Origin of the sequence: Streptomyces xanthochromogenes (assembly GCF_014650455.1) — a bacterium.
GTDB lineage: Bacteria > Actinomycetota > Actinomycetes > Streptomycetales > Streptomycetaceae > Streptomyces > Streptomyces xanthochromogenes.
This window is the reverse complement of record NZ_BMUZ01000006.1, coordinates 268,058-287,412: the sequence shown is the minus strand read 5'-3', so window position 1 is coordinate 287,412 and position 19,355 is coordinate 268,058. Positions and strand designations below refer to the sequence as shown.

General features: G+C 70.4%; 14 protein-coding genes and 2 pseudogenes. 9 read left to right on the top strand and 7 right to left on the bottom strand.

What is annotated here, in order from left to right:
- Positions 1 to 24 precede the first annotated feature (24 nt).
- From IE267_RS18065 to IE267_RS18045, 4 genes and pseudogenes are all read left to right on the top strand, one after another.
- Positions 25 to 726 (top strand): annotated as a pseudogene (locus tag IE267_RS18065) (response regulator transcription factor); the annotation flags it as partial.
- Between the two features lie 466 nt (positions 727 to 1,192).
- Positions 1,193 to 2,311 carry a sensor histidine kinase gene (locus IE267_RS18060; protein ID WP_189763916.1) on the top strand — a complete coding sequence of 373 codons (1,119 nt, stop codon included), beginning with the start codon at positions 1,193 to 1,195 and terminating at the stop codon, positions 2,309 to 2,311.
- 290 nt (positions 2,312 to 2,601) lie between these two features.
- Positions 2,602 to 3,171, top strand: coding sequence for an ArsR/SmtB family transcription factor (locus IE267_RS18055; RefSeq protein WP_189763915.1), 570 nt, complete (start codon positions 2,602 to 2,604; stop codon positions 3,169 to 3,171).
- Entirely contained in the window at positions 3,168 to 5,957 is a 2,790-nt protein-coding gene (locus IE267_RS18045) for an FtsX-like permease family protein (RefSeq protein ID WP_229861295.1), read from the top strand. The genes IE267_RS18055 and IE267_RS18045 overlap by 4 nt, the downstream gene beginning before the upstream one ends.
- 7 nt (positions 5,958 to 5,964) lie before the next feature.
- Here the strand turns inward: IE267_RS18045 and IE267_RS18040 are convergent, their stop codons facing one another.
- Positions 5,965 to 6,963 carry an NAD-dependent epimerase/dehydratase family protein gene (locus IE267_RS18040; RefSeq protein WP_189763914.1) on the bottom strand — a complete coding sequence of 333 codons (999 nt, stop codon included), beginning with the start codon at positions 6,961 to 6,963 and terminating at the stop codon, positions 5,965 to 5,967.
- Between the two features lie 80 nt (positions 6,964 to 7,043).
- Between IE267_RS18040 and IE267_RS18035 the strand changes: the two genes are divergently transcribed.
- The gene (locus tag IE267_RS18035) at positions 7,044 to 7,355 is read left to right on the top strand and encodes a 4a-hydroxytetrahydrobiopterin dehydratase (protein ID WP_167152495.1); all 312 of its coding nucleotides are present in this window, start codon (positions 7,044 to 7,046) and stop codon (positions 7,353 to 7,355) included.
- A gap of 102 nt (positions 7,356 to 7,457) precedes the next feature.
- On the opposite strand, the gene IE267_RS18030 is transcribed toward IE267_RS18035, so the two are convergent.
- Positions 7,458 to 7,637: a hypothetical protein gene (locus tag IE267_RS18030; protein WP_189763913.1), complete on the bottom strand. Its 180-nt coding sequence runs from the start codon at positions 7,635 to 7,637 to the stop codon at positions 7,458 to 7,460.
- Between IE267_RS18030 and IE267_RS39655 the strand changes: the two are divergent.
- Together IE267_RS39655 and IE267_RS18025 are read left to right on the top strand one after the other, a co-directional pair.
- Positions 7,629 to 7,778: pseudogene (locus tag IE267_RS39655) on the top strand (AraC family transcriptional regulator); the annotation flags it as partial. The gene IE267_RS18030 and the pseudogene IE267_RS39655 overlap by 9 nt on opposite strands.
- Before the next feature lie 792 nt (positions 7,779 to 8,570).
- Positions 8,571 to 9,641, top strand: coding sequence for a S1 family peptidase (locus IE267_RS18025; RefSeq protein WP_444545459.1), 1,071 nt, complete (start codon positions 8,571 to 8,573; stop codon positions 9,639 to 9,641).
- 172 nt (positions 9,642 to 9,813) lie between these two features.
- On the opposite strand, the gene IE267_RS18020 is transcribed toward IE267_RS18025, so the two are convergent.
- The 3 genes from IE267_RS18020 to IE267_RS18010 all read right to left on the bottom strand — a co-directional run bounded on the left by IE267_RS18020 (position 9,814) and on the right by IE267_RS18010 (position 13,326).
- Positions 9,814 to 10,530: a hypothetical protein gene (locus tag IE267_RS18020; RefSeq protein WP_189763912.1), complete on the bottom strand. Its 717-nt coding sequence runs from the start codon at positions 10,528 to 10,530 to the stop codon at positions 9,814 to 9,816.
- 235 nt (positions 10,531 to 10,765) lie between these two features.
- Positions 10,766 to 12,151: a S53 family peptidase gene (locus tag IE267_RS18015; protein ID WP_189763911.1), complete on the bottom strand. Its 1,386-nt coding sequence runs from the start codon at positions 12,149 to 12,151 to the stop codon at positions 10,766 to 10,768.
- A gap of 338 nt (positions 12,152 to 12,489) precedes the next feature.
- A complete protein-coding gene (locus IE267_RS18010; RefSeq protein WP_161245246.1) occupies positions 12,490 to 13,326 on the bottom strand; it encodes an aldo/keto reductase in 837 nt (278 codons plus the stop codon).
- Between the two features lie 532 nt (positions 13,327 to 13,858).
- Between IE267_RS18010 and IE267_RS18005 the strand changes: the two genes are divergently transcribed.
- Positions 13,859 to 14,905 carry a chitinase gene (locus IE267_RS18005; protein ID WP_229861293.1) on the top strand — a complete coding sequence of 349 codons (1,047 nt, stop codon included), beginning with the start codon at positions 13,859 to 13,861 and terminating at the stop codon, positions 14,903 to 14,905.
- Between the two features lie 53 nt (positions 14,906 to 14,958).
- Here the strand turns inward: IE267_RS18005 and IE267_RS18000 are convergent, their stop codons facing one another.
- Complete coding sequence (locus IE267_RS18000) at positions 14,959 to 16,005, bottom strand: medium chain dehydrogenase/reductase family protein (RefSeq protein WP_229861316.1); 1,047 nt, start codon at positions 16,003 to 16,005, stop codon at positions 14,959 to 14,961.
- A gap of 378 nt (positions 16,006 to 16,383) precedes the next feature.
- On the opposite strand from IE267_RS18000, the gene IE267_RS17995 reads away from it, so the two are divergent.
- Positions 16,384 to 17,166 carry a TetR/AcrR family transcriptional regulator gene (locus tag IE267_RS17995; protein WP_189763909.1) on the top strand — a complete coding sequence of 261 codons (783 nt, stop codon included), beginning with the start codon at positions 16,384 to 16,386 and terminating at the stop codon, positions 17,164 to 17,166.
- 72 nt (positions 17,167 to 17,238) lie between these two features.
- Here IE267_RS17995 and IE267_RS17990 read toward each other — a convergent pair whose 3' ends face one another.
- On the bottom strand, positions 17,239 to 19,038 hold the full coding sequence (locus IE267_RS17990; RefSeq protein WP_189763908.1) for an AMP-dependent synthetase/ligase: 1,800 nt from the start codon (positions 19,036 to 19,038) through the stop codon (positions 17,239 to 17,241).
- Between the last annotated feature and the right edge of the window lie 317 nt (positions 19,039 to 19,355).

Below are 19,355 nucleotides of genomic sequence, written 5' to 3'. Positions count from 1 at the left end.
GCGCGCGGTGCGAGGGTGGATGCCATGCACAGCACCGAGAGCCGCATCCTGGTCGTCGATGACGATCCGACCGTAGCCGAGGTCGTCACCGGCTACCTGGAACGCGCGGGCCATGCCGTCGACCTCGCCGTCGACGGCCCCGCCGCCCTGCGCGCGGCTGCCGCGCGCCGCCCGGACCTGGTGGTGCTCGACCTGATGCTGCCGGGCATGGACGGTCTTGAGGTCTGCCGCCGCCTGCGCGCGACGGCTCCGGTGCCCGTGATCATGCTGACCGCTCGCGGCGACGAGGACGACCGCATCCTCGGTCTGGAGATAGGTGCGGACGACTATGTGACGAAACCCTTCAGCCCGCGTGAACTCGTCCTGCGGGTCGAGTCCGTTCTGCGCCGGGCCCGCGCCGCTGTCGCACGCCCGGGGCCGCCGGTGTCCCGCTCCGGCATCACCCTCGACCCGGCCGCCCGCACCGCGGCGAAGGACGGTCGCGAACTCGCCCTGACGCTGCGGGAGTTCGACCTGCTGGCCTATCTTCTGGACCGCCCCGGCGAGGCCATCACCCGGGAGCGGCTGATGCACGAGGTGTGGGGCTGGGAGTTCGGCGACCTGTCGACGGTCACCGTCCACGTACGCCGCCTGCGCGGCAAGATCGAATCCGACCCGGCCAAGCCGGCCCTGATCCGCACGGTGTGGGGAGTCGGCTACCGCTTCGAGGCCGAGTCGCAGACGGCGGCGCACCCGACGACGGGGATGGGCGCGGAGCCGCCCGCGGACGTGGCAGTGGTCGCGGACGTTGGGGTGGCCCCGGACGTGACGGTGGCCGCGAGCGCGAGCTCGACCGGGACGAGTGGCGTTGAGCCGAGTGGCGCCGGGACAGTCGATGCGTCGGCGGGTGCTGCCGGGCGGAGTGGCATCGACCTGGGCGAGGCCGGACTGGGCGAGGCCGAGTTGAGGGGGGCCGGATCTGGCGCGGCCGGGCTGAATGGGGCTGGGCGCGGTGCGGCCGTGGCGACTGATGCTGTGGCGACTCACGCCGCTCTGACCGGTGCCGGGCCGACCGGTGCCGGGCCGAATGGGGTTGGACCGAGCGGCGTGGGGCCGGTCGGCGTGGGGCCGCTGGGGCCGGGCGGCGTGCGCCCGGGCGACGCAGCACCGAGGCGGGCGGGGCTCGACATCGGCCTGCGTCAGGTAGCCGACCATGGGTGACATCCTCCTCATCGCGCTGTACGCCTTCCTCGGCGCCGCGGCCGCCGGTCTCGCCGGGGCGATGGCCCTGCGGCTGCTTCGCCACCGTTCGCTCACCGCGTCCGTGGCCGTCGTCGCGGCCGTGGCGGTCCTCGCGATGCTGGCCGGCACGCTGGCCGTGGCCCGTGCGATGCTCCTGAACTCCCACGACCTGACCGTGGTGACCGTGGTCGTCGCCATGGCCGCGGTCGCCTCCCTGGTGACCGCGCTGCTGCTCGGCCGACGCGTCGTGGCCAGCAGCCACCGACTTGCCCTGGCCACTCGCTCGTTCGGCGACGGTGGCAGTTTCGACGCCCCGGCAGGCCCCGCGACCGCCGAACTCGCCGCGCTGAGCCGCGAGTTGGCCGCCACCAGTGCCAAACTGACCGAGTCGCGCGAACGGGAACGGGCGCTGGAAACCTCACGCCGTGAACTCGTTGCCTGGATCTCTCACGACCTGCGCACCCCGCTCGCGGGTCTCCGCGCGATGGCCGAGGCCCTGGAAGACGGCATGGCCAAGGACCCGGACCGCTACTTCCGCCAGATCAGAACCGAGGTCGAACGCCTCAACTCCATGGTGGGCGACCTCTTCGAGCTCTCGCGCATCCACGCCGGAGCACTCTCGCTCAACCCCGCCCGCATGTCCGTCCACGACCTGATCGGTGACGCACTGGCCGGTGCGGACCCATTGGCCCGCGAACACAGAGTACGCCTCGTGGGTGAGCGCGTGGACGCCGTGCCCGTCGAGGTGGACGGCAAGGAGATGACCAGGGTACTCGCCAACCTGCTGGTCAACGCCATCCGGCACACCCCGGCAGACGGCACCGTCGCGGTCGCCGCAGAGGACCGCGACGGCGCGGTCACCCTCTCCGTCACGGACGGCTGCGGTGGCATTCCCGACGCCGACCTGCCGCGTGTCTTCGACACCGGCTGGCGCGGTACCGAGGCGCGTACCCCGCCCGGCGGAGCCGGCCTCGGCCTCGCTATCGTCCGCGGCATAGTGGAGGCCCACTCCGGACGCGCCGAGGTACGCAACGTGGCCGGCGGCTGCCGTTTCGAACTCACCCTCCCCGCGGCCTCCGCCGGGCGCTGACAACCCCATCCGCCCGGCCTCCGCCGGGGGCTGACAACCTCATCTGCCCGGCCTCCGCCGGGGGCTGACAACGCCATCCGCCCGGCCTCCGACGCAGGTCCCGCGCCGAAGGTCACACCCCAGGGGCCCTGTCGCACATCGCAGGACAGCCCCGGCGCCGACGCTGTGATCGGGTCTGTCCCGAGGCGGCACGCCCCGGGGCAAGGCAGCCCTGCGGGGGGTTACCCCCACCCTCAGGACGCCGGGACGCTCCAGTGCACAGGAACCTGTGCGCCGACGACTGTGTACGCATGGCACAGACACCCCGCGCCACCGAGGTCGTGGAGCTCGCAGCGCTCAAGGCGCTGGCGCAGCCGCGGCGCCAGCAGATCCTCCAGAATCTCACCCTCGGCGGCCCCGCAACCGCGGCCATCCTGGCCCGCAGCCTTCGCCTGAACACCGGCGCCACGAGTTACCACCTGCGCGAACTCGCCCGGTACGGATTCGTTGAGGAGGCCGAAGGGCAGAGCCCCCGGCGGGAACGGTGGTGGCGGGCCGTCCCGGCCGACCGGCGGTTTCCGCCACGCAGCCGGCAGACCCCCGAGATGCGCCTCGTCATGGACGAGCTCAACCACCACGCCTATGCGGCGGACGTCGAACTCTTCGAACGCCTCCAACGAGCCTCCACCACCGACGACTTCGTCTACTCGCGCAGCGAGATCACCCTCACCGAGGCAGAACTCGGCGCGTTCTTCGAGGAGTACATCGGACTCCTCAACCGCTACAAGCGCTCCCCGGACCAGACACCTCCGGACGCCCGCACCGTACACACCCGGCTGATGGCCTTCCCTGTTCTGCCCAACCCCGAGGACGCGTCATGATGCTGCGTTACGCCCTGCAGAGCATCCGGCACCGCAAGGGCGCATTCCTGGGCTCCCTCATCGCCTTGATGTGCGCGGCCGCCCTGATCACCGCCTGTGGCACCCTCCTCGAAACCGGTCTGCGCGGCAGGATCGCCCCCGAGCGCTACGCCGCCGCGCCGCTCGTCATCTCCGCCGACCAGAACGTCTACCAAACCACGGTCGAGAAGAAGAAGGGCAGGACCAGGGTCAAGCACAAGGCGAAGCCGGTGGCCGAACGCGCGTGGCTGCCCGAGAGCACGTTGCAAACCGTCCGTGCCCTGCCCGGCGTCAAGGCGGCGACCCCCGAACTCACCTTCATGGCAGTGGCTTTGCTCCCCAACGGGCCGTCGAAGACGCCCAGCTCGTCCAGCACGTCGAGCCCGCGGAGTGCTTCGGGTGCGGCGGAGATGGCGGACACCGCGAGGACCGAGGGCGCGTCGGGCGTGTCGAATGTGTCGGGTGCGTCGCTCGGGGCGAGGGTGAGGAGCACGGCGCGCGGGGCGAATGTCACGAATACGGTGGACGCGTCGCGCCGGGCGGACTCGCCGCCCGAACTGCGGCCCGACACCGCGAGCACCTCCTACGGACACAGCTGGGACTCCGCGTCCCTCACCCCCTTCAAGCTCACCCAGGGCCGCGCCCCCGTCGCCCCCACCGACCTCGTCATCGACCAGGCACTCGCGACGCGGGCGCACATCGGGCTCGGCGCCCGGCTGACCGTGCAGTCGACCCAGTCACCGCGTACCTACACCATCACGGGTATCGCCGCTCCCGGCGCGGGCGGCCGACTGAACCAGCAAACCTCCCTCTTCTTCTCCACCGCCGAAGCAGCCCGCCTCGCCGCCCGCCCCGGCCAGATCGCCGCCATCGGCGTCACGCCCGAAACCGGCACCACCCAAGCCCAGTTGGCCGATGCCCTCCGCAAGGCGCTGGCCGGAAGCTCGGCCCAGGTTTCCATGGGGGAAGCCCGTGGACCGGTCGAGTTCCTGGACGCGGCCGGAGCCCGGGTCAAGCTGGTCTCCCTGGGCGGCGCCATCGGAGGGACCGCTCTCCTGGTCGCTCTCCTTGTCGTCGTCGGCACGTTCGCACTGTCCATCCAGCAGCGCCACCGCGAACTCGCCCTGCTGCGCGCGATCGCCGCCACGCCGCGCCAGATGCGGCGGCTGATCAGCCGCGAGGCCCTGATCGTGGGCGCTGTCGCGGGGGTGCTCGGTTCGCTCGCCGGACTGCCGCTCGGTGCCTGGTTGCACGGCAGATTCGTCGAGATGGGCGCCGTCCCCGCCACGCTCGAACGCGCCGTCAGTGTCTTCCCCATGGCTGCCGCCGTAGCGGCGACCCTGCTCGCCGCCTGGGGAGCGTCCCGAATCTCCGCCCGACGTATCTCGCGCATCCGGCCGGCCGAAGCGATGGCCGAGGCATCGGTGGAGCGCCATCCGGCCCGGGGCCGGATCATCGTGGGTCTCGTAGTCCTCACCGCGGGTGTGGTCCTCGTCGCCGTGCTGAGCGCGCTGCGCACAGAGGCTTCCTCAACTCCCGTCACCTTCCTGTCGGTTGTGATCCTCTCCGTGGCGGTCGCCCTGCTCGGGCCGGTCGTGGTCAGGGCCGCGGCGGTGCTGCTCTCGGGCCCGCTCGGCGTCAGTGGCCCCGGTGGCCGGCTCGCCACCGCCAATCTGCGCGGCAACGCGGCCCGCATGGCCGCGGCGGCCACGCCGCTCGCCCTGCTGATCGGTATGACCTGCACCGTCCTCTTCGTCCAGCCCACCCTCGGCGATGCCGCCCGCGCCCAGACCCGCGACGGCATCCGCGCCGACTGGGTGCTGGCCGCCCAGGGCCCGGGCGTGCCGGACGAAGCGGCGCGCCGGGTCCGTGCTCTTCCGGGTGTGGCCGCCGCCACCGAGATCGTCCACAGCACGGTGCACGTCGGCCTCGACAAGTACGCGGCCCAGGGCGTCACTCCGGGCGGTCTGGCCCGGACGTGGAATCCCGATGTCACAAGCGGCAGCATCGAACGCTTCAGCACGGACAACGCGACCGAGGCCCGCTCCGCCGCGGTCAGCCAACTCGCCGCGGACCGGCTGGGCCTCCACCCCGGCAGCCGGCTCCGCCTCACTCTCGGTGACGGCACCCCGGCCACGCTCACCGTCGCCGCCGTGTATGCCCGCGGGCTCGGCTTCGGTGACGTAACCCTCCCGCACGACCTTCTCGCACGCCACATGGACAACCCCCTCGCTTCAGCCGTCCTCGTTTCTCTGGACCGGTCAGGCCCGTCCGTTACGCACAGTGAACTCGCGAGCAGCGTCCGGGAGTTCCCCGGCATCTCCGTCCTCACCCGTTCGAGTGCCGACGGGATCCAGGCTGACAAGCAGCAGAGCAACGCCGAGGTCAACTACCTCGCGATGGGACTGGTCCTGGCCTTCACCGCGATCGCCGTCGTCAACACCCTGGCGATGTCCGTGTCGGAACGCGTCCGCGAGTTCGCGATGCTGCGGCTCGCCGGCGCGACCCGCAGGCAGGTCCTGAGAATGCTCCGGGCCGAGGCACTGGCCGTCCTGTTGATCGCGGCGGTGCTCGGCTCGGGAATCTCGCTCGCGGTCCTGACCGCGTTCAGCATCGGCATGACGGGCAGCGCCGCCCCCACCGTCGTGCCCCTCGGCTACGCCACGGTGGTGGGGGTAGCCGCCTTGCTGGCACTCGTCGCCACCGCAGTGCCGGGCCGCCTCGCGCTCAAGCCCCGCCCGGTGGAAGTGGCGACCGCCAGGCAGTAGCCCGGGTCTAGGCCTCCGCGGCCGCGAACTCGGCCATGCCCTCCGCGAAGCCCACCGCAGGCTTCCATCCCAGCTCGCCGCGCAGCCGCGCCGAGTCCGCCGTGATGTGGCGTACGTCTCCGAGCCGGTATTCGCCCGTCACCACCGGCTCGGGGCCGCCGTGCGCCGACGCCAGCGCCCGCGCCATCTCGCCCACGGTGTGCGGGGTTCCGCTGCCCGTGTTGTACGCGGTGAGCGCACCGGGCGGGCGGCCCGAGAGCGCTTCCAGGGCCACCACGTTCGCCCCCGCCACATCACGTACGTGCACGAAGTCCCGGCGCTGGCGGCCGTCCTCGAAGACCCGCGGCGCCTCGGCTCGCGCAAGCGACGAGCGGAAGAACGAAGCCACCCCTGCATAAGGCGTATCGCGCGGCATCCCCGGCCCGTACACATTGTGGTAGCGCAGCGATACCGCCCGCCCGCCCGTCGCGCGCGCCCACGCAGCGGCCAGGTGCTCCTGAGCCAGCTTGGTGGTGGCATACACATTTCGAGGGTCGGTCGGGGCGTCCTCCGCCACCAAACCGGGGCTCAACTCGGCCTGACAGTAGGGGCATTGAGGCTCGAACCGGCCGGCATCCAGCCATTCGACCGGCCGCGGCGCAGGACGTACGACGCCGTGCTCGGCGCATTCGTAGCGGCCCTCGCCGTAGACCACCATCGACCCGGCGAGCACCAGGTTGCGCACCCCCGCGTCGGCCATCGCCGTCAGAAGCACCGCGGTGCCGAGATCGTTGCAGCTCACATAGTCCGCCGCGTCGCCGAACCCCGTTCCCAGGCCGACCATCGCCGCCTGATGGCACACCGCGTCGACTCCGCGCAGCGCCCGGGCGACGACCGCCGGATCACGGACGTCGTCCCCCGGACGTACCGCCCGGTCCAGGACGGACGGCTCATGGCCGTGGGTGGCAAGGGCTGTGACAATGTGCGAGCCGATGAAGCCCGCGCCTCCCGTGACAAGTACACGCATAGGGGGAACGCTACGGATGCGGAGCCCCTCCGTCATCACTCCACCCCGCCGTGTCACCACCCCGTAAGGAGTACCCGGACATGCCTGTTGAGCCGCTGTCGCAGAAGGACATCGAGGACCGGCTGCGCGAACTGCCCGGCTGGTCGCTGTCGGACAACCATGACCGGATCTCCCGCAGCTACCGGCTGGCGGGGCATTTCGCGGCGACGGCCATGGTCGTCCACGTCGCCCAGATCCAGGAGGAACTCGACCACCACTCCGACCTCACCCTCGGCTACAACACGGTCGCCCTGACCGTGAACACCCATGAGGCGGGCGGCGCGCTCACCGAGCGGGACTTCCAACTGGCGCACCGGATCGAGGAAATCGCTCCCGTACACGGCGCGGCATGATCCTGGGCGTCGCCGCGAGGGAGCGCTCTCAGAGGCGCGGGTGGGCCGACCCCCGTGCGGCCCTGCCCCGTCCCTGTGCGGCCCCGCCCCGCTGAGGCGGTCTCAGCCCTGCCAGTCGCCGGCCGCGGCCGCGTCCCGGGCGAACTCGGCGAAGTCGCGCGGCTCCCGGCCCAGGACCCGCTTCACGCCGTCCGCCGTGAACGCATTGTGGCCGTCGAGCAGCGTGGAGAACAGCTCGGCCAGCCACTCCACCTCCGGTACGGGCAGCCCGTCGTCGCCCACCAGGTCGGATACAGCGGAGCTTTCGCGCTGAGCGCCGCGTTCAAGCGGGTACGCGGCATCAGCCCACAGGAACATCGGACGCCGGGCGAGAGAGGTGCGGGGGAGCGGGGATCTCCGGTGACGGCGGGCGCCGAGCGCTGAGCGTCGGGGGCCGGGGGCCGGGGCTCGGCCTGGTGCGATGTGCCGGAAGCGCTCGCTCACGTCGCGCCAGTCGGAAGGGCGCGTACACGCCGCGGGGTTGGGAGCGCTCGCACACCTCGCGTGAGCTGGAAGCGCTCGCACACGCTGCGCCTGTCGGAAGCGCTCACACACGCGGCGCGGTTCGGAGCGCTCTCACACCTGGCGTGCGTAGAAAGCGCTCACACGCCCCGCGCGGTTGGGAGCGCTCTCACACCTCGCGTGCGCCGGAAGCGCTCTCTTCGCCGCGGCTTGATGCGGCGCGCTGAAAGCGCTCGCGCAGGTAGTGCGGGCCGGAAGCGCTCTCTCCGGACCTGGGCGGGTGCCGAATGTGCCGGTGTGCCGGGTGCTTCGTACGCGCCGTGGATTTCATGTGGCCGGCTGTCGGGACATGGAGGGGAGATCTGCGGGGCCTGAACCGCGGCCGTCGTCGGTTGTCGCAAGCCGTTGGCGGCGCGGCCACCCCCGACGGAGGGGCGTTTCAACCCCCTTACGAACGGCTTCGGTTCCTTCACGAACGGCCCGCAGTCCTTCGCGTAACACCTCTGCTTGCGCTCAAGTGGCGTCAACCCCCTTACGTATCGCGCGAGTTCATTACTTGCGCAACGGAGCAATGGATGGCAATACTCGACCCGGCGAGTTGACATGAACGCGCTTTGTGCCGGGGATCCCGGCCGCTGCGCCCGGGTCGGCGCGCACATGGGCCCGGAGTACGACCCGAGGCCGGGCTCAACCCCCCCCACAGGAGGTTGTGAGTTGAAGCAGCGATGGATGTCAGGCCGACGCGCGGCCACCGCCGCGGCGGGAGCCCTGGCGCTCGGCGCGACCCTGACCATGCAGAGTGCCGACGCCGCCCCCGCACCGAACGCCGCTCCGCTGACCGCCGCATCGGCCGGCCGGCTGGCGCACCGGATCGACACCACTCTCGCAAGTGGCACGGCCGGCTCGTACTACGATGCCAAGACCAAGAAACTCGTGGTGAACGTGGTCGACGCCGCGACCGCCGACGCTGTTCGCGCGGCGGGTGCCGAGCCTCGTGCAGTCAGGCACTCGATGGCACAACTCGACGCGACACGGCAGAAGTTGAAGGCACAAGCCTCCATACCGGGCACCGCATGGGTAATGGACCCCGTCAGCAACACCATGGTCGTCAAGGCCGACCGTACCGTGACGGGTGACCGGCTCGCCCGGCTCGACAAGGTGGTCCGCGGCCTCGGTGACACGGTCACCCTGAAGAGAGCGGCGGGTCGCTTCCAGCCCCTCATCGCGGGCGGCGACGCGATCTGGGGCAGCAATGCCCGTTGCTCGCTCGGCTTCAACGTCACGGTGGGCGGCCAGCCGTACTTCCTGACCGCGGGGCACTGCGGTAACGCCGTCTCCAGCTGGTCGGACCAGCAGAGCGGTTCGGAGATCGGTGTCACCCAGGCCTCCACGTTCCCCGGCCATGACTACGCCCTGGTGCGCTACACCAGCGGCATCGATCACCCGAGCGCCGTGGACCTGTACGACGGTTCGTCGCAGCAGATCAGCGGGGCGGGCGAGGCCACGGTCGGCGAGCAGGTCCAGCGCAGCGGCTCCACCACGGGCGTCAACGGCGGCCAGGTCACCGGCCTCAACGCCACCGTGACGTATGAGGAGGGCCAGGTCGACGGACTGATCGACACCACCGTCTGCGCCGAACCCGGCGACAGCGGCGGTTCGCTCTTCGACGGCGGCACGGCCCTTGGCCTGACCTCCGGTGGGAGCGGCGACTGCTCCTCGGGCGGAGAGACCTTCTTCCAGCCCGTTCCGGACGCGCTCCAGGCGTACGGGGCGCAGATCGGCTGACCCCGGCCGGCCTGTGATGGGCGTCCCGTGCCGCTCGACCTCCCCCCACGGAACGGGACGCCCATTGCGCGTCAGGGAGTGGCCTGCTTTGGGGCAACTCCCTTCAGTGCATGGAGAATTGACGACAGGAGTTGCCCCGTCACGACCCCGGCCATCAGGGCAACGGCGATGTTCAGGCGTCGCTCGGCAGTAGATGCTGGGGGACCGACTGAAACGTCCAGGTGCCGGCCCGCCGGGTGAACACCCACACCAGATCGAACCGGTCGGGCCACTCCTCTGGAACTCCGGCAACCTGCGCGGCTCCCAGCGCTTCGACGATCGACGGGATCTTGGAGTGCTCCCAGCAGATGAGCACCGGGGAGGCAGCCGCGAGAGCGGCGGCGGCCAATTCCTTCTCCTCGCCCTCGGCGAACTCCGTGTTCACCCGGACATGCAGAGCCGCGCCGAGCGGTGTCACGGTCTGCCGCATCCGGTGGGCGCCGGCGTGTGGGCCCTGATCCGCCGCGGCGTAGAGGGCCGAGGGTCGGGGGAGGCCCGCTGAGCCCGCCGTGCTGGCCGATCGCGCGGAACCCGCGGAATCCGCCGAACTCGCCGAACCTGCGGCCGCCGAACCCGCGGAACCCGCCGTGTTGGCCGTGCGGGCGAAAAGTCGAGGTAGTGCGTGAGAGCGCTCCCAACCCTGTCGGGTCAGGGACTTCTTGTCCTGCTTCCCGGTCTCGTCGAAGCCCGGATCGCCGGAGCTGGGCTTCTCGCCGTGCCGGATGATCATGATGGTGGCGTCCCGTCCCGAGTCCGGCGGTGGACCGGCCGTCGATGCCGACGCGGACTGCTTGTTGGTGCTTCCGCCGCAGCCCGCCGCCACCACCGGTGTGGCCAGCGCAAGGCCCAACAGAACGGCCCGTCGGCTGGGGCCATCGCTCGCCCGACTCACCTTCGTATGCCTCTTCCCTCGATCTTCACAGTTGTTCCCAGGGGAGCGTGTCAGGTCGGCGCACACAAGACGGTGGCGATCAACGACCATAATCCGAGGGCCAGTTGGGTGGTCCACTCGCAGACGCGCAGGACGCCGCCGCCCAGTGGTCGGGGCGGCGGCGTCACCTGCGGGGCGCGTGGGCACGGGGCCGTCAGTGGTGGTGGCGGCTCTCGCGGGCCAGCGCGGGCACGAAGCGGGCCGCGTCGATGGTGCCGACGCCGGTCGCCATGTCGTAGCCCTTCACAGCGGTGTAGCCGGTGACGCCGGCGTAGCTGTTGTTCGTGCCGTCCTTGACGTCGACGAGGCCGGAGCCCGGCTTGTACCCCTCGTTCTTGTAGAGGGAGTACAGCGCGTCGTTGATGTTCCCCAGGCGGTGCCCGGCGGCCTGGTCGGCCAAGGCCACGATGCCCGAGAAGAGCGGGCTGGCCTCACTCGTTCCGCCGGACACGTCCCAGCCCACGGCGGTCGGGTCGTAGCTGGAGTACACCCAGGCGCCGCCGTTGACCGCGGCGGACATCGAGATGTCCGGGGTGCCGCGCCGGTTGCCGACGGCCGCCCGTACGCCGTTCTGGTAGGAGGGTCGCTCGAAGACGTGCGACTGACCGCCGCCGCCCGAGCCGTTGTCGTTGTACACGCTCTCGGGGCTGAGGCGGTTGCCCTTGTCGTCGAGGTGCAGCTGGGTGCCGCCGATGGAGGTGACCAGCGGGTCGGAGGAGGGCCAGGAGTTGACGCGCTCCTTGTAGTAGCCGCTGCCGTCCGCGGTGTTGTCGGTGGCGCCGCCGTCACCCGAGGAGGCGAGCACGGTCACCCCGTGGTCGGCCGCGTCCTTGAACGCGTACCGCAACTTCCTGATGCTGGAGAAGTCGCCCTTGTCGAAGCCGGGGAACGTGTTCTCCGTGGCGCCGAAGCTCTGCGTGATGACGTCGCCGATGCCGCGGTCGATGAGGTGCTTCTCCGCGTCCATCATCTCGGGCAGACCGGTGACGCCCTCGGTCTCCGCGACGGCGGTCTCCACCAGGACGATCTTCGCCTCCGGGGCCACGGCGTGCGCCATCTCGACGTCGAGGGTGGACTCACCGGCCCAGCCGGTCATGTCCTTGTTCTTCGGGTCCCACTTGGGAACGTTGCCCCACTTGACCACGTCGACCTTGCCGCTGGGAATGCCGTACGCCTTGCTGTACACGTCCAGGTCGTGCTGGATCGTCGGCGAGCCGAAGGAGTCCACGATCACGATCGTCCGGCCCTTGCCGGTGATGCCCGCCTTGTAGAGCGGGTTCAGGTTGTACGCCTGGCGGTACTGCAGGGGGCCGTAGCAGGCGATCTTCCACTTGGCCTGGCACTGCTCGGTGCTGAGCGGGCCGCTGGTCGAGTGGGCGAGCAGGTGCCCGGCGATGGCCGGAACGGGCTTTACCTGCGGGACGGCAGGCGCGGCGGTGGCGGACCCGGACAGCGGGGTGGCTATCACCGCGGCGGCGGCAAGGGCGGTGGCCCCGACTGTCGCTGCTGCGGTACGAGTCCGGGGGCGGGCTATGCGCATGAAAGCTCCCTGAGTGGGGGTGAAGCCGCGCGGGGCGGTCTTCGCGATCCCATCGGGAAGGTCATGGGCAGGACAAGAGCATTTAGCGCTTGATGTCGAACGCTTTGCCTGGATGGTGCACTTGAATGAACATTCTTGGTTGGGAGCTGACCAACCAAAGTCGGAAACCGACAAAAGGGCCGGGTTGGCAGCTGATGAAGAACCGGCCTGGAAAGTGGCAAAAGGGGCGCCGCGCGACCGGAGTCGGGCGACGCCCCTTCTTTGCCGCGCTGGTCAGCGCGGGTGTGCTGGGCGCCTGCTCGAAGGCAGGGGCCGGGGCAGGTGCCAGGAGCAGATGCTCAGGCGCCGAGGTTGAACTCGGCCGGGTTGGGCCCCAGACGCTTGCCCTCGTCGAGCGCGGCCAGCGCCGCCAGGTCGTCCGCGTCGAGCTCGAAGCCGAAGACGTCGATGTTCTCCTTGATGCGCGACGGCGTCACGGACTTCGGGATTACGACGTTGCCGATCTGGAGGTGCCAGCGCAGCACGACCTGGGCGGGGGTGCGGTCGTGCTTCCGGGCGATCGCGACCACGGTCGGAACCTCCAGGAGGCCACGGCCCTGACCGAGCGGCGACCAGGCCTCGGTCGCGATGGAGTGCTTGGCGTGCAGGGCTCGGGACTCCGCCTGCGCGAGCTGGGGGTGGAGCTCGATCTGGTTGACGGCGGGGACCACCGAGGTCTCGCCGAGCAGCCGGTCCAGGTGCTCCGGCTGGAAGTTGGAGACGCCGATGGAGCGGGCGCGGCCGTCCGCGAGGATCTTCTCGAAGGCCTTGTACGTGTCGACGTACGCGTCCTTCGCCGGCACCGGCCAGTGGATCAGGTACAGGTCGACGTAGTCGAGGCCCAGCTTGTCGAGCGAGGCGTCGAAGGCGCGCAGGGTCGACTCGTACCCCTGCTCCGAGTTCCAGAGCTTCGTCGTGATGAAGAGCTCCTCACGGGCTACCCCGGAGGAGGCGACGGCCTTGCCGGTGCCCGTCTCGTTCTCGTAGATCGCGGCGGTGTCGATGCTCCGGTACCCGGACTCGATGGCCGTGGCGACCGCCTTCGCGGCTTCGTCGTCCGGCACCTGCCAGACGCCGAAACCGAGCTGCGGCATCTCGACGCCGTTGTTGAGGGTGATGGAGGGGACCTTGCTCACGAGCGGTCGATCCTTACGTCGTCGGTTGGTACTCTCCTCGACAACGAACGAGCGGAGCGTCGCATTCCCGACGCGCCGTCCGATTCGAGCCGCGTGGTGCGGCCGAGCCGCGGCTTTCCGTCGCCCCCATCGCGGCCCCCCACCGCTCCCATCCGGAGCTCCCCACGGCTCCCGTCAGGGACTCCCCGCCGCCTCGACCTGCGGGCCGACGCCGTTTTGACCTGCGGCTGCGCGTCGCCATGCCCTGCGGCTCGGAGTCGGCTGCATGTCGCTGCCATCTCCTACTCCGCGCCGCTCTCGCCTCGCGGCCGCTCGTCGCCCGTCATGCCGGGCGTGCCGCTCCTGGCCTGTCGTCCGGGCCCCCTTGTCGCCCGCCGCGGTCGGGCGACAAGGGGGCCCGCCTTCTTGGTCCAAACCATTGACCGTGGCCCGACAAGGCGCAACTCTATGGCAGATGTCTGAACGTCGATCACTTATGTGAACGACGTCTCTGATCCCGCACGCTCAACTCGCGTGGAAGGAACCCCCCCTCATGAACGCTGCCGTACCCCCGCGCCGACTCGTCCCTGCCCTGGCCGCACTCGGCTGCCTGCTGCTGCCGCTGCTCGCCACGGCCCCCCAGGCCGACGCGGCCGACGCTCCCCCTGCCGGAAGTGCCGCTCCCGCCAGGGGAGTTGCCCCCGTCGCGGCCGGCACGATGGCGGTCGCCCCGTACGAATACCTCGGCTGGGGCGACCCGCAGAAGCCGACCGATGTGATGGCGGCGACCGGCGTCAAGTGGTTCACGCTGGCGTTCATCCTGTCCGACGGCGGCTGCAACCCGAAGTGGGACGGCTCGCGCGCCCTGACCGGCGGCTCGGATGAGAGCGCGATCAAATCCATTCGCGGGGCGGGCGGCGACGTGGTCGTCTCCGTCGGCGGCTGGAGCGGCAACAAGCTGGGCGAGAAGTGTTCCAGCGCCTCCGCGCTCGCGGGCGCGTACCAGAAGGTGATCGACGCGTACCACCTCAAGGCGCTGGACATCGACATCGAGGACACCGAGTTCTCCAACGCCACTGTGCGGCAGCGGGTGGTGAGCGCGCTCAAGATCGTCAAGACGAACAACCCGGGAATCGTCACATACGTGACCATGGGGACCACCACGAGCGGGCCCGACAGCAACGGCAAGGACCTCATCAAGAAGGGGGCTGCCGCGGGCCTCGCCAATGACGGCTGGACGATCATGCCCTTCGACTTCCAGGGCCACAGCGGCAGCATGGGCTCGACCACTGTGAGCGCTCTCGAAGGCCTCAAGGCGGCGGTGAAGAGCGCCTACGGCTACAGCGACGACGCCGCCTACCGGCACATCGGCGTCTCCTCCATGAACGGCAAGACCGACGAGGCCGACGAGACGGTCACCACGGGCGACTTCCAGACCATTCTCGGCTACGCCAAGCAGCACCACATGGCGCGCTTCACCTTCTGGGCGGTCAACCGGGACCGCCAGTGCGGCTCGGGCGGGGATGCCGGAAGTTCGTGCAGCGGCGTCAGCCAGTCTCCGTACGCCTTCACCAAAATCGTTGCCCAGTACGGGGGTTGAGGTTCTGCCGTAGTCGGCGGGGGTGCGACACCTCGCCGGCTACGGCACTCCGGCTACGGCGTCAGGACGACCTTGCCCGTGACCGTGCCGGACTCGGCAAGTCGCAGCGCCTCGGCGGCGCGGCCGAGCGGGAGTTGGGCGGCGATCTGGGCGGTGATGTCACCGCGTTGGAGAGCCGCGAACACCTCGGTCAGGTCGTTGCGCAGCCGGGTCCGGAAGCGGCCCTTGGCCAGGGCCCGACCGGCCCAGACGTTGAAGAAGTAGGCGTGGCGCCCGTTGGGCAGGCTGTTCCACAGCCACACCCGGCCGAGCAGCTTGAGTACCGGCCACTGCTTGGAGCCGGAGTCGTCACGGGTGGACGCGCTGCCGTAGGAGACGAGGGTGCCGCCGGGGGCGAGGAGGCGCCAGGAGTCGACGATGCCGCGACCGCCGACGTGGTCGAACACGGCGTGCACACCGTCGGGGGCGAGGCTGCGGATGCGTGCGGCGACGTCGTCGTCGCGGTAGTCGACGGGTTCGACTCCCCGTTCCCGCAGCGCGTCGTGGTGACGGGCGGAGGCCGTGCCGATCACCCGTGCGCCCGAGGCGAGGGCGAGCTGGACCAGGACCGATCCGACGCCCCCGTTGGCGCCGTGCACCACCACGGTCTTCCCCACCCGGACGCGGGCCTTGCGGTGCAGCATCTGCCAGGCGGTGATGCCGTTGACGACGAGGGTCTCCGCCTCCGCCGCCGCGACGCCCTCGGGTACCCGCACCACATCAGCCGCGTCGACGCGTACGTGACTCGCCCAGCCGCCTACTTTGAGCAGCACGGCGACCCGGCTGCCGGTGAGGGCTGCGTCGACGCCCTCGCCGGTCGCCACCACCGTGCCCACCACGTCGTAGCCCGGCACGAACGGGAACGGGGGCTGGTCGTAATACCGCCCGCGGCGCATCTGCTGCTCGGCGAAGGAGACGCCGGTCGCCTCCATGCGGATCACCACCTGGCCCCGGCCCGCGACGGGGACGGCGCCGTGCCGGATCTGGAGCCCCTCGGGCTCGACCTTGCCCGGAAGCACGACCTCGACGAGTCCTTCGGTCTCCGGCCCCGGGCCGCCCAGCACCTTGTCGTCCTCCGATGCCTTGACGCCGTCCTGGGTCTTGCTGCTGCCCACGGTCTCCACGATGTCCTCCACTGTCTGTCCCAGGAACCAGGACCGAGACCGGGACCGGACCCACTCCCACGCACGCATGCACGCATGCACGGGTCGACGTCCGGCCTGCCGTCACTGTCTGTTCCACACCGCTGTTCCACACCGCTGTTCCGCCACGCTCGGCGCTGGTTGTGTGCTGTGCGCCGGTCGAGACGAATTAGTTATGTGCTGTCGTCTTCGTTATAAGTTCTAACACTCCCGAGATGAGTGCGTCAATAACCTTGGTGATAGCCTCTAACCAAGTCTTGCGACTGTGGTCGTGAGGATGTGGAGAGGTGGCTGGTCATGGCGGAAGCGGACGGTGCGGGGACCCCGCGAGAGCGGTACCGGGCGCAGGTGCGCGCGGAGATCAAGCAGCACGCGTGGGAGCAGATCGGTACGGCGGGCGCCTCCGGGCTGTCGCTGAACGCGATCGCGAAGCAGATGGGGCTCAGCGGTCCGGCGCTCTACCGCTACTTCTCCGGACGTGACGAGTTGATCACCGAGCTGGTCCGGGACGCCTACCGCAGCCTGGCCGACACCCTGCACGCGGTGGCCGCGGAGTCCGGCTCGGCGAGCCCCGGCGCCGAGCCGTCGGGCTCCGGGAAGGCGGCCGGCGCCGAGCCGTCAGTCTCCGGGAAGGCGGCCGGCGTCGAGCCGTCGGCCACGGGGAAGGCGGCGCCCGGGACATCCCGCACCGCCGACCTCGCCGAGCTCGCGCACGCCCTGCGCGGCTGGGCCCTTGAGGACCCCAACCGCTACTTCCTCGTCTACGGCACGCCTGTGCCGGGCTACCACGCGCCCGCTGACACCACCCTCATCGCCGACGAGATCATGCGCATGCTCCTGGACGCCTGCATGGCGCTGCCCCCGCGGCGCGAACCGGCGCCGTTCGCGGCCCACATCGTCGAGCACCGGCAGTGGGCCGAGGGCCACCCCGCGCCGCCCGCCGCACTCCACAAGGCGGTGACGTTCTGGACCCGGTTGCACGGCGTCCTGTCCCTGGAGGCCGCGGGCCACTTCAGCGGAATGGGCTTCGATCCCGCCCGGCTCTTCGAGGCCGAACTCGACGACCTCCTGGACGGCTAGCCCAAGTCCCCTGCTGGCAGGGCGAGTTGGGGTCGGGTCGCTTCGGCCGTGTCGTGGCTCCGCCCCGACACCTCACCGATACAGCGCGTCCACCTCGACCTCGTACGCCTCCTCGATCGCCCGGCGTTTCAGCTTCAGGGAGGGGGTGAGCAGGCCGTGTTCCTCGGTGAACTGGTGGGCCAGTATGCGGAACGTACGGATCGACTCCGCCTGCGAGACCAGGGTGTTGGCGGCGACCACAGCGCGCCGCACCTCGGTCTCCAGATCGGGGTCACGGACCAGTTCGGACGGAGTGAGCGGCGGCTTGCCGCGCATGGCGAGCCAGTGGTCGATGCCCTCTTGGTCGAGGGTGACCAGCGCCGCGATGTACGGGCGGTCGTTGCCGACCACGATGCACTGGGCGACCAGGGGATGCGCCCGCACCCGTTCCTCCAGGGCGACCGGCGACACGCTCTTGCCGCCCGAGGTCACCAGGATCTCCTTCTTGCGCCCGGTGATGGTGAGGTAGCCGTCCTCGTCCAGCATGCCGATGTCCCCGGTCGACAGCCAGCCGTCCCTCAGTACCGCCTCGGTGGCCTTCGGCTCGTTGAGGTAGCCGGAGAAGATCTGCCCGCCGTGGACCCACACCTCTCCGTCGTCCGCGATGTGGACCGTGGTGCCCGGGATGGGCTGTCCGACCGTGCCGTACCGGGTGCGCTCCGGGGGATTGGCCGTCGCGGCGGCCGTCGACTCGGTCAGGCCGTAGCCCTCGTAGACGGTGACACCGGCACCCTCGAAGAAGAGGCCGAGCCGACGCCCCATGCTGGAGCCGCCCGACATGGCGTGCCGCACCCGTCCGCCCATCGCCTCGCGGACCTTCCCGTACACCGTTTTCTCGAAGAACTGGTGCTGCATGCGCAGCGCCGCCGAGGGGCCGGGGCCGACGCCGAAGGCCTTCTGTTCCACGGCCTCCGCGTACTTGACCGCGATGTCCACGGCCTTGTCGAACGGACCGGTCTTCCCCTCGGCCTCGGCTCTGCGGCGAGCCGCGTTGAAGACCTTTTCGAAGATGTACGGGACCGCGAGGATGAAGGTCGGCCGGAACGACCGGAGGTCGGGCAGCAGCGCGGAGGCGGAGAGGGCCGGCTGGTGGCCCAGCTTCACCCGGCCCCGGATCGCCGCGACCTCCACCATCCGCCCGAACACATGGGCCAGCGGCAGGAAGAGGAGGGTGGACGCCTCGTCGCCCGGCCGTGAGTGGAACACCGGCTCCCAGCGGGAAATCAGCATGTCCGTCTCGAACATGAAGTTGGCGTGGGTGATCACACACCCTTTGGGGCGGCCTGTGGTGCCCGAGGTGTAGATGACGGTCGCCACCGACTCCGGTGTCACGGCCCGCCGGTGGCGGTGCACCACTTCGTCGTCGATGGAACCGCCCAGCCCGAGCAGCCCTTCCAGCGCCCCGGTGTCCAGCTGCCACAGCCGTTTCAGATGGGGGAGGCGGTCGACGACCGAACCGATGGTCATCGAGTGGTCCTCGTGTTCCACCAAACATGCCGTGGCCTCGGAGTCGTGCAGCATCCAGAAGACCTGCTCGGCGGAGGACGTCGGGTAGATCGGGACGGACTGGGCGCCGATCGTCCACAGGGCGAAGTCGAAGAGCGTCCACTCGTACCGGGTGCGAGCCATGATCGCGACCCGGTCCCCGAATCGCACTCCATCCGCGATCAGCCCCTTGGCCAGGGCGAACACCTGGTCCCGGAACTGCGCCGAGGTCACGTCCTGCCAGTGCCCCGCGCCGTCCTTCCGGCAGAGGGCGACGCGCCGCGGGTCGTCCAGGGCATGGTCGAAGACGGCGTCCGCCAGCCCGCCGACCTGAGGCGCCGTGTCCATGGGTGGGACCGTGAACTCGCGCAATGACCTGCCTCCCTCCGGGGTGGCCACTCCCGGTGGCGCTCCGCACAGCGCGGTGACCGTACCCCACGGGCAAGTCCAGTGGCAGGGGTCTTCTGGAAGTCGAGACGTACGACGTCTTCACAGGTCAGCGGCCGAAACAGGCCCACATGGGGACTGCTCGGGCGCTCAGCTGACTCAAAGGCAGGCTCTGCGCAAGGCAATCTCCACGGAATCTGTACGCTCCGGTCACCCTCGGCCCACGGCTGCACCGCGTCTGGTCCGGACCGCGTTCCGTGTCCGGTGCCGGGACCGTG

Excerpts from the sequence above, each read along its gene's own strand:
- IE267_RS17990 (WP_189763908.1), bottom strand. The coding sequence starts at position 19,038 with ATGGACACGGCGCCTCAGGTCGGCGGGCTGGCGGACGCCGTCTTCGAC.
- IE267_RS18035 (WP_167152495.1), top strand. The coding sequence starts at position 7,044 with ATGCCTGTTGAGCCGCTGTCGCAGAAGGACATCGAGGACCGGCTGCGC.
- IE267_RS18040 (WP_189763914.1), bottom strand. The coding sequence starts at position 6,963 with ATGCGTGTACTTGTCACGGGAGGCGCGGGCTTCATCGGCTCGCACATT.
- IE267_RS18060 (WP_189763916.1), top strand. The coding sequence starts at position 1,193 with ATGGGTGACATCCTCCTCATCGCGCTGTACGCCTTCCTCGGCGCCGCG.
- IE267_RS18045 (WP_229861295.1), top strand. The coding sequence starts at position 3,168 with ATGATGCTGCGTTACGCCCTGCAGAGCATCCGGCACCGCAAGGGCGCA.
- IE267_RS17995 (WP_189763909.1), top strand. The coding sequence starts at position 16,384 with ATGGCGGAAGCGGACGGTGCGGGGACCCCGCGAGAGCGGTACCGGGCG.
- IE267_RS18005 (WP_229861293.1), top strand. The coding sequence starts at position 13,859 with ATGAACGCTGCCGTACCCCCGCGCCGACTCGTCCCTGCCCTGGCCGCA.
- IE267_RS18055 (WP_189763915.1), top strand. The coding sequence starts at position 2,602 with ATGGCACAGACACCCCGCGCCACCGAGGTCGTGGAGCTCGCAGCGCTC.
- IE267_RS18015 (WP_189763911.1), bottom strand. The coding sequence starts at position 12,151 with ATGCGCATAGCCCGCCCCCGGACTCGTACCGCAGCAGCGACAGTCGGG.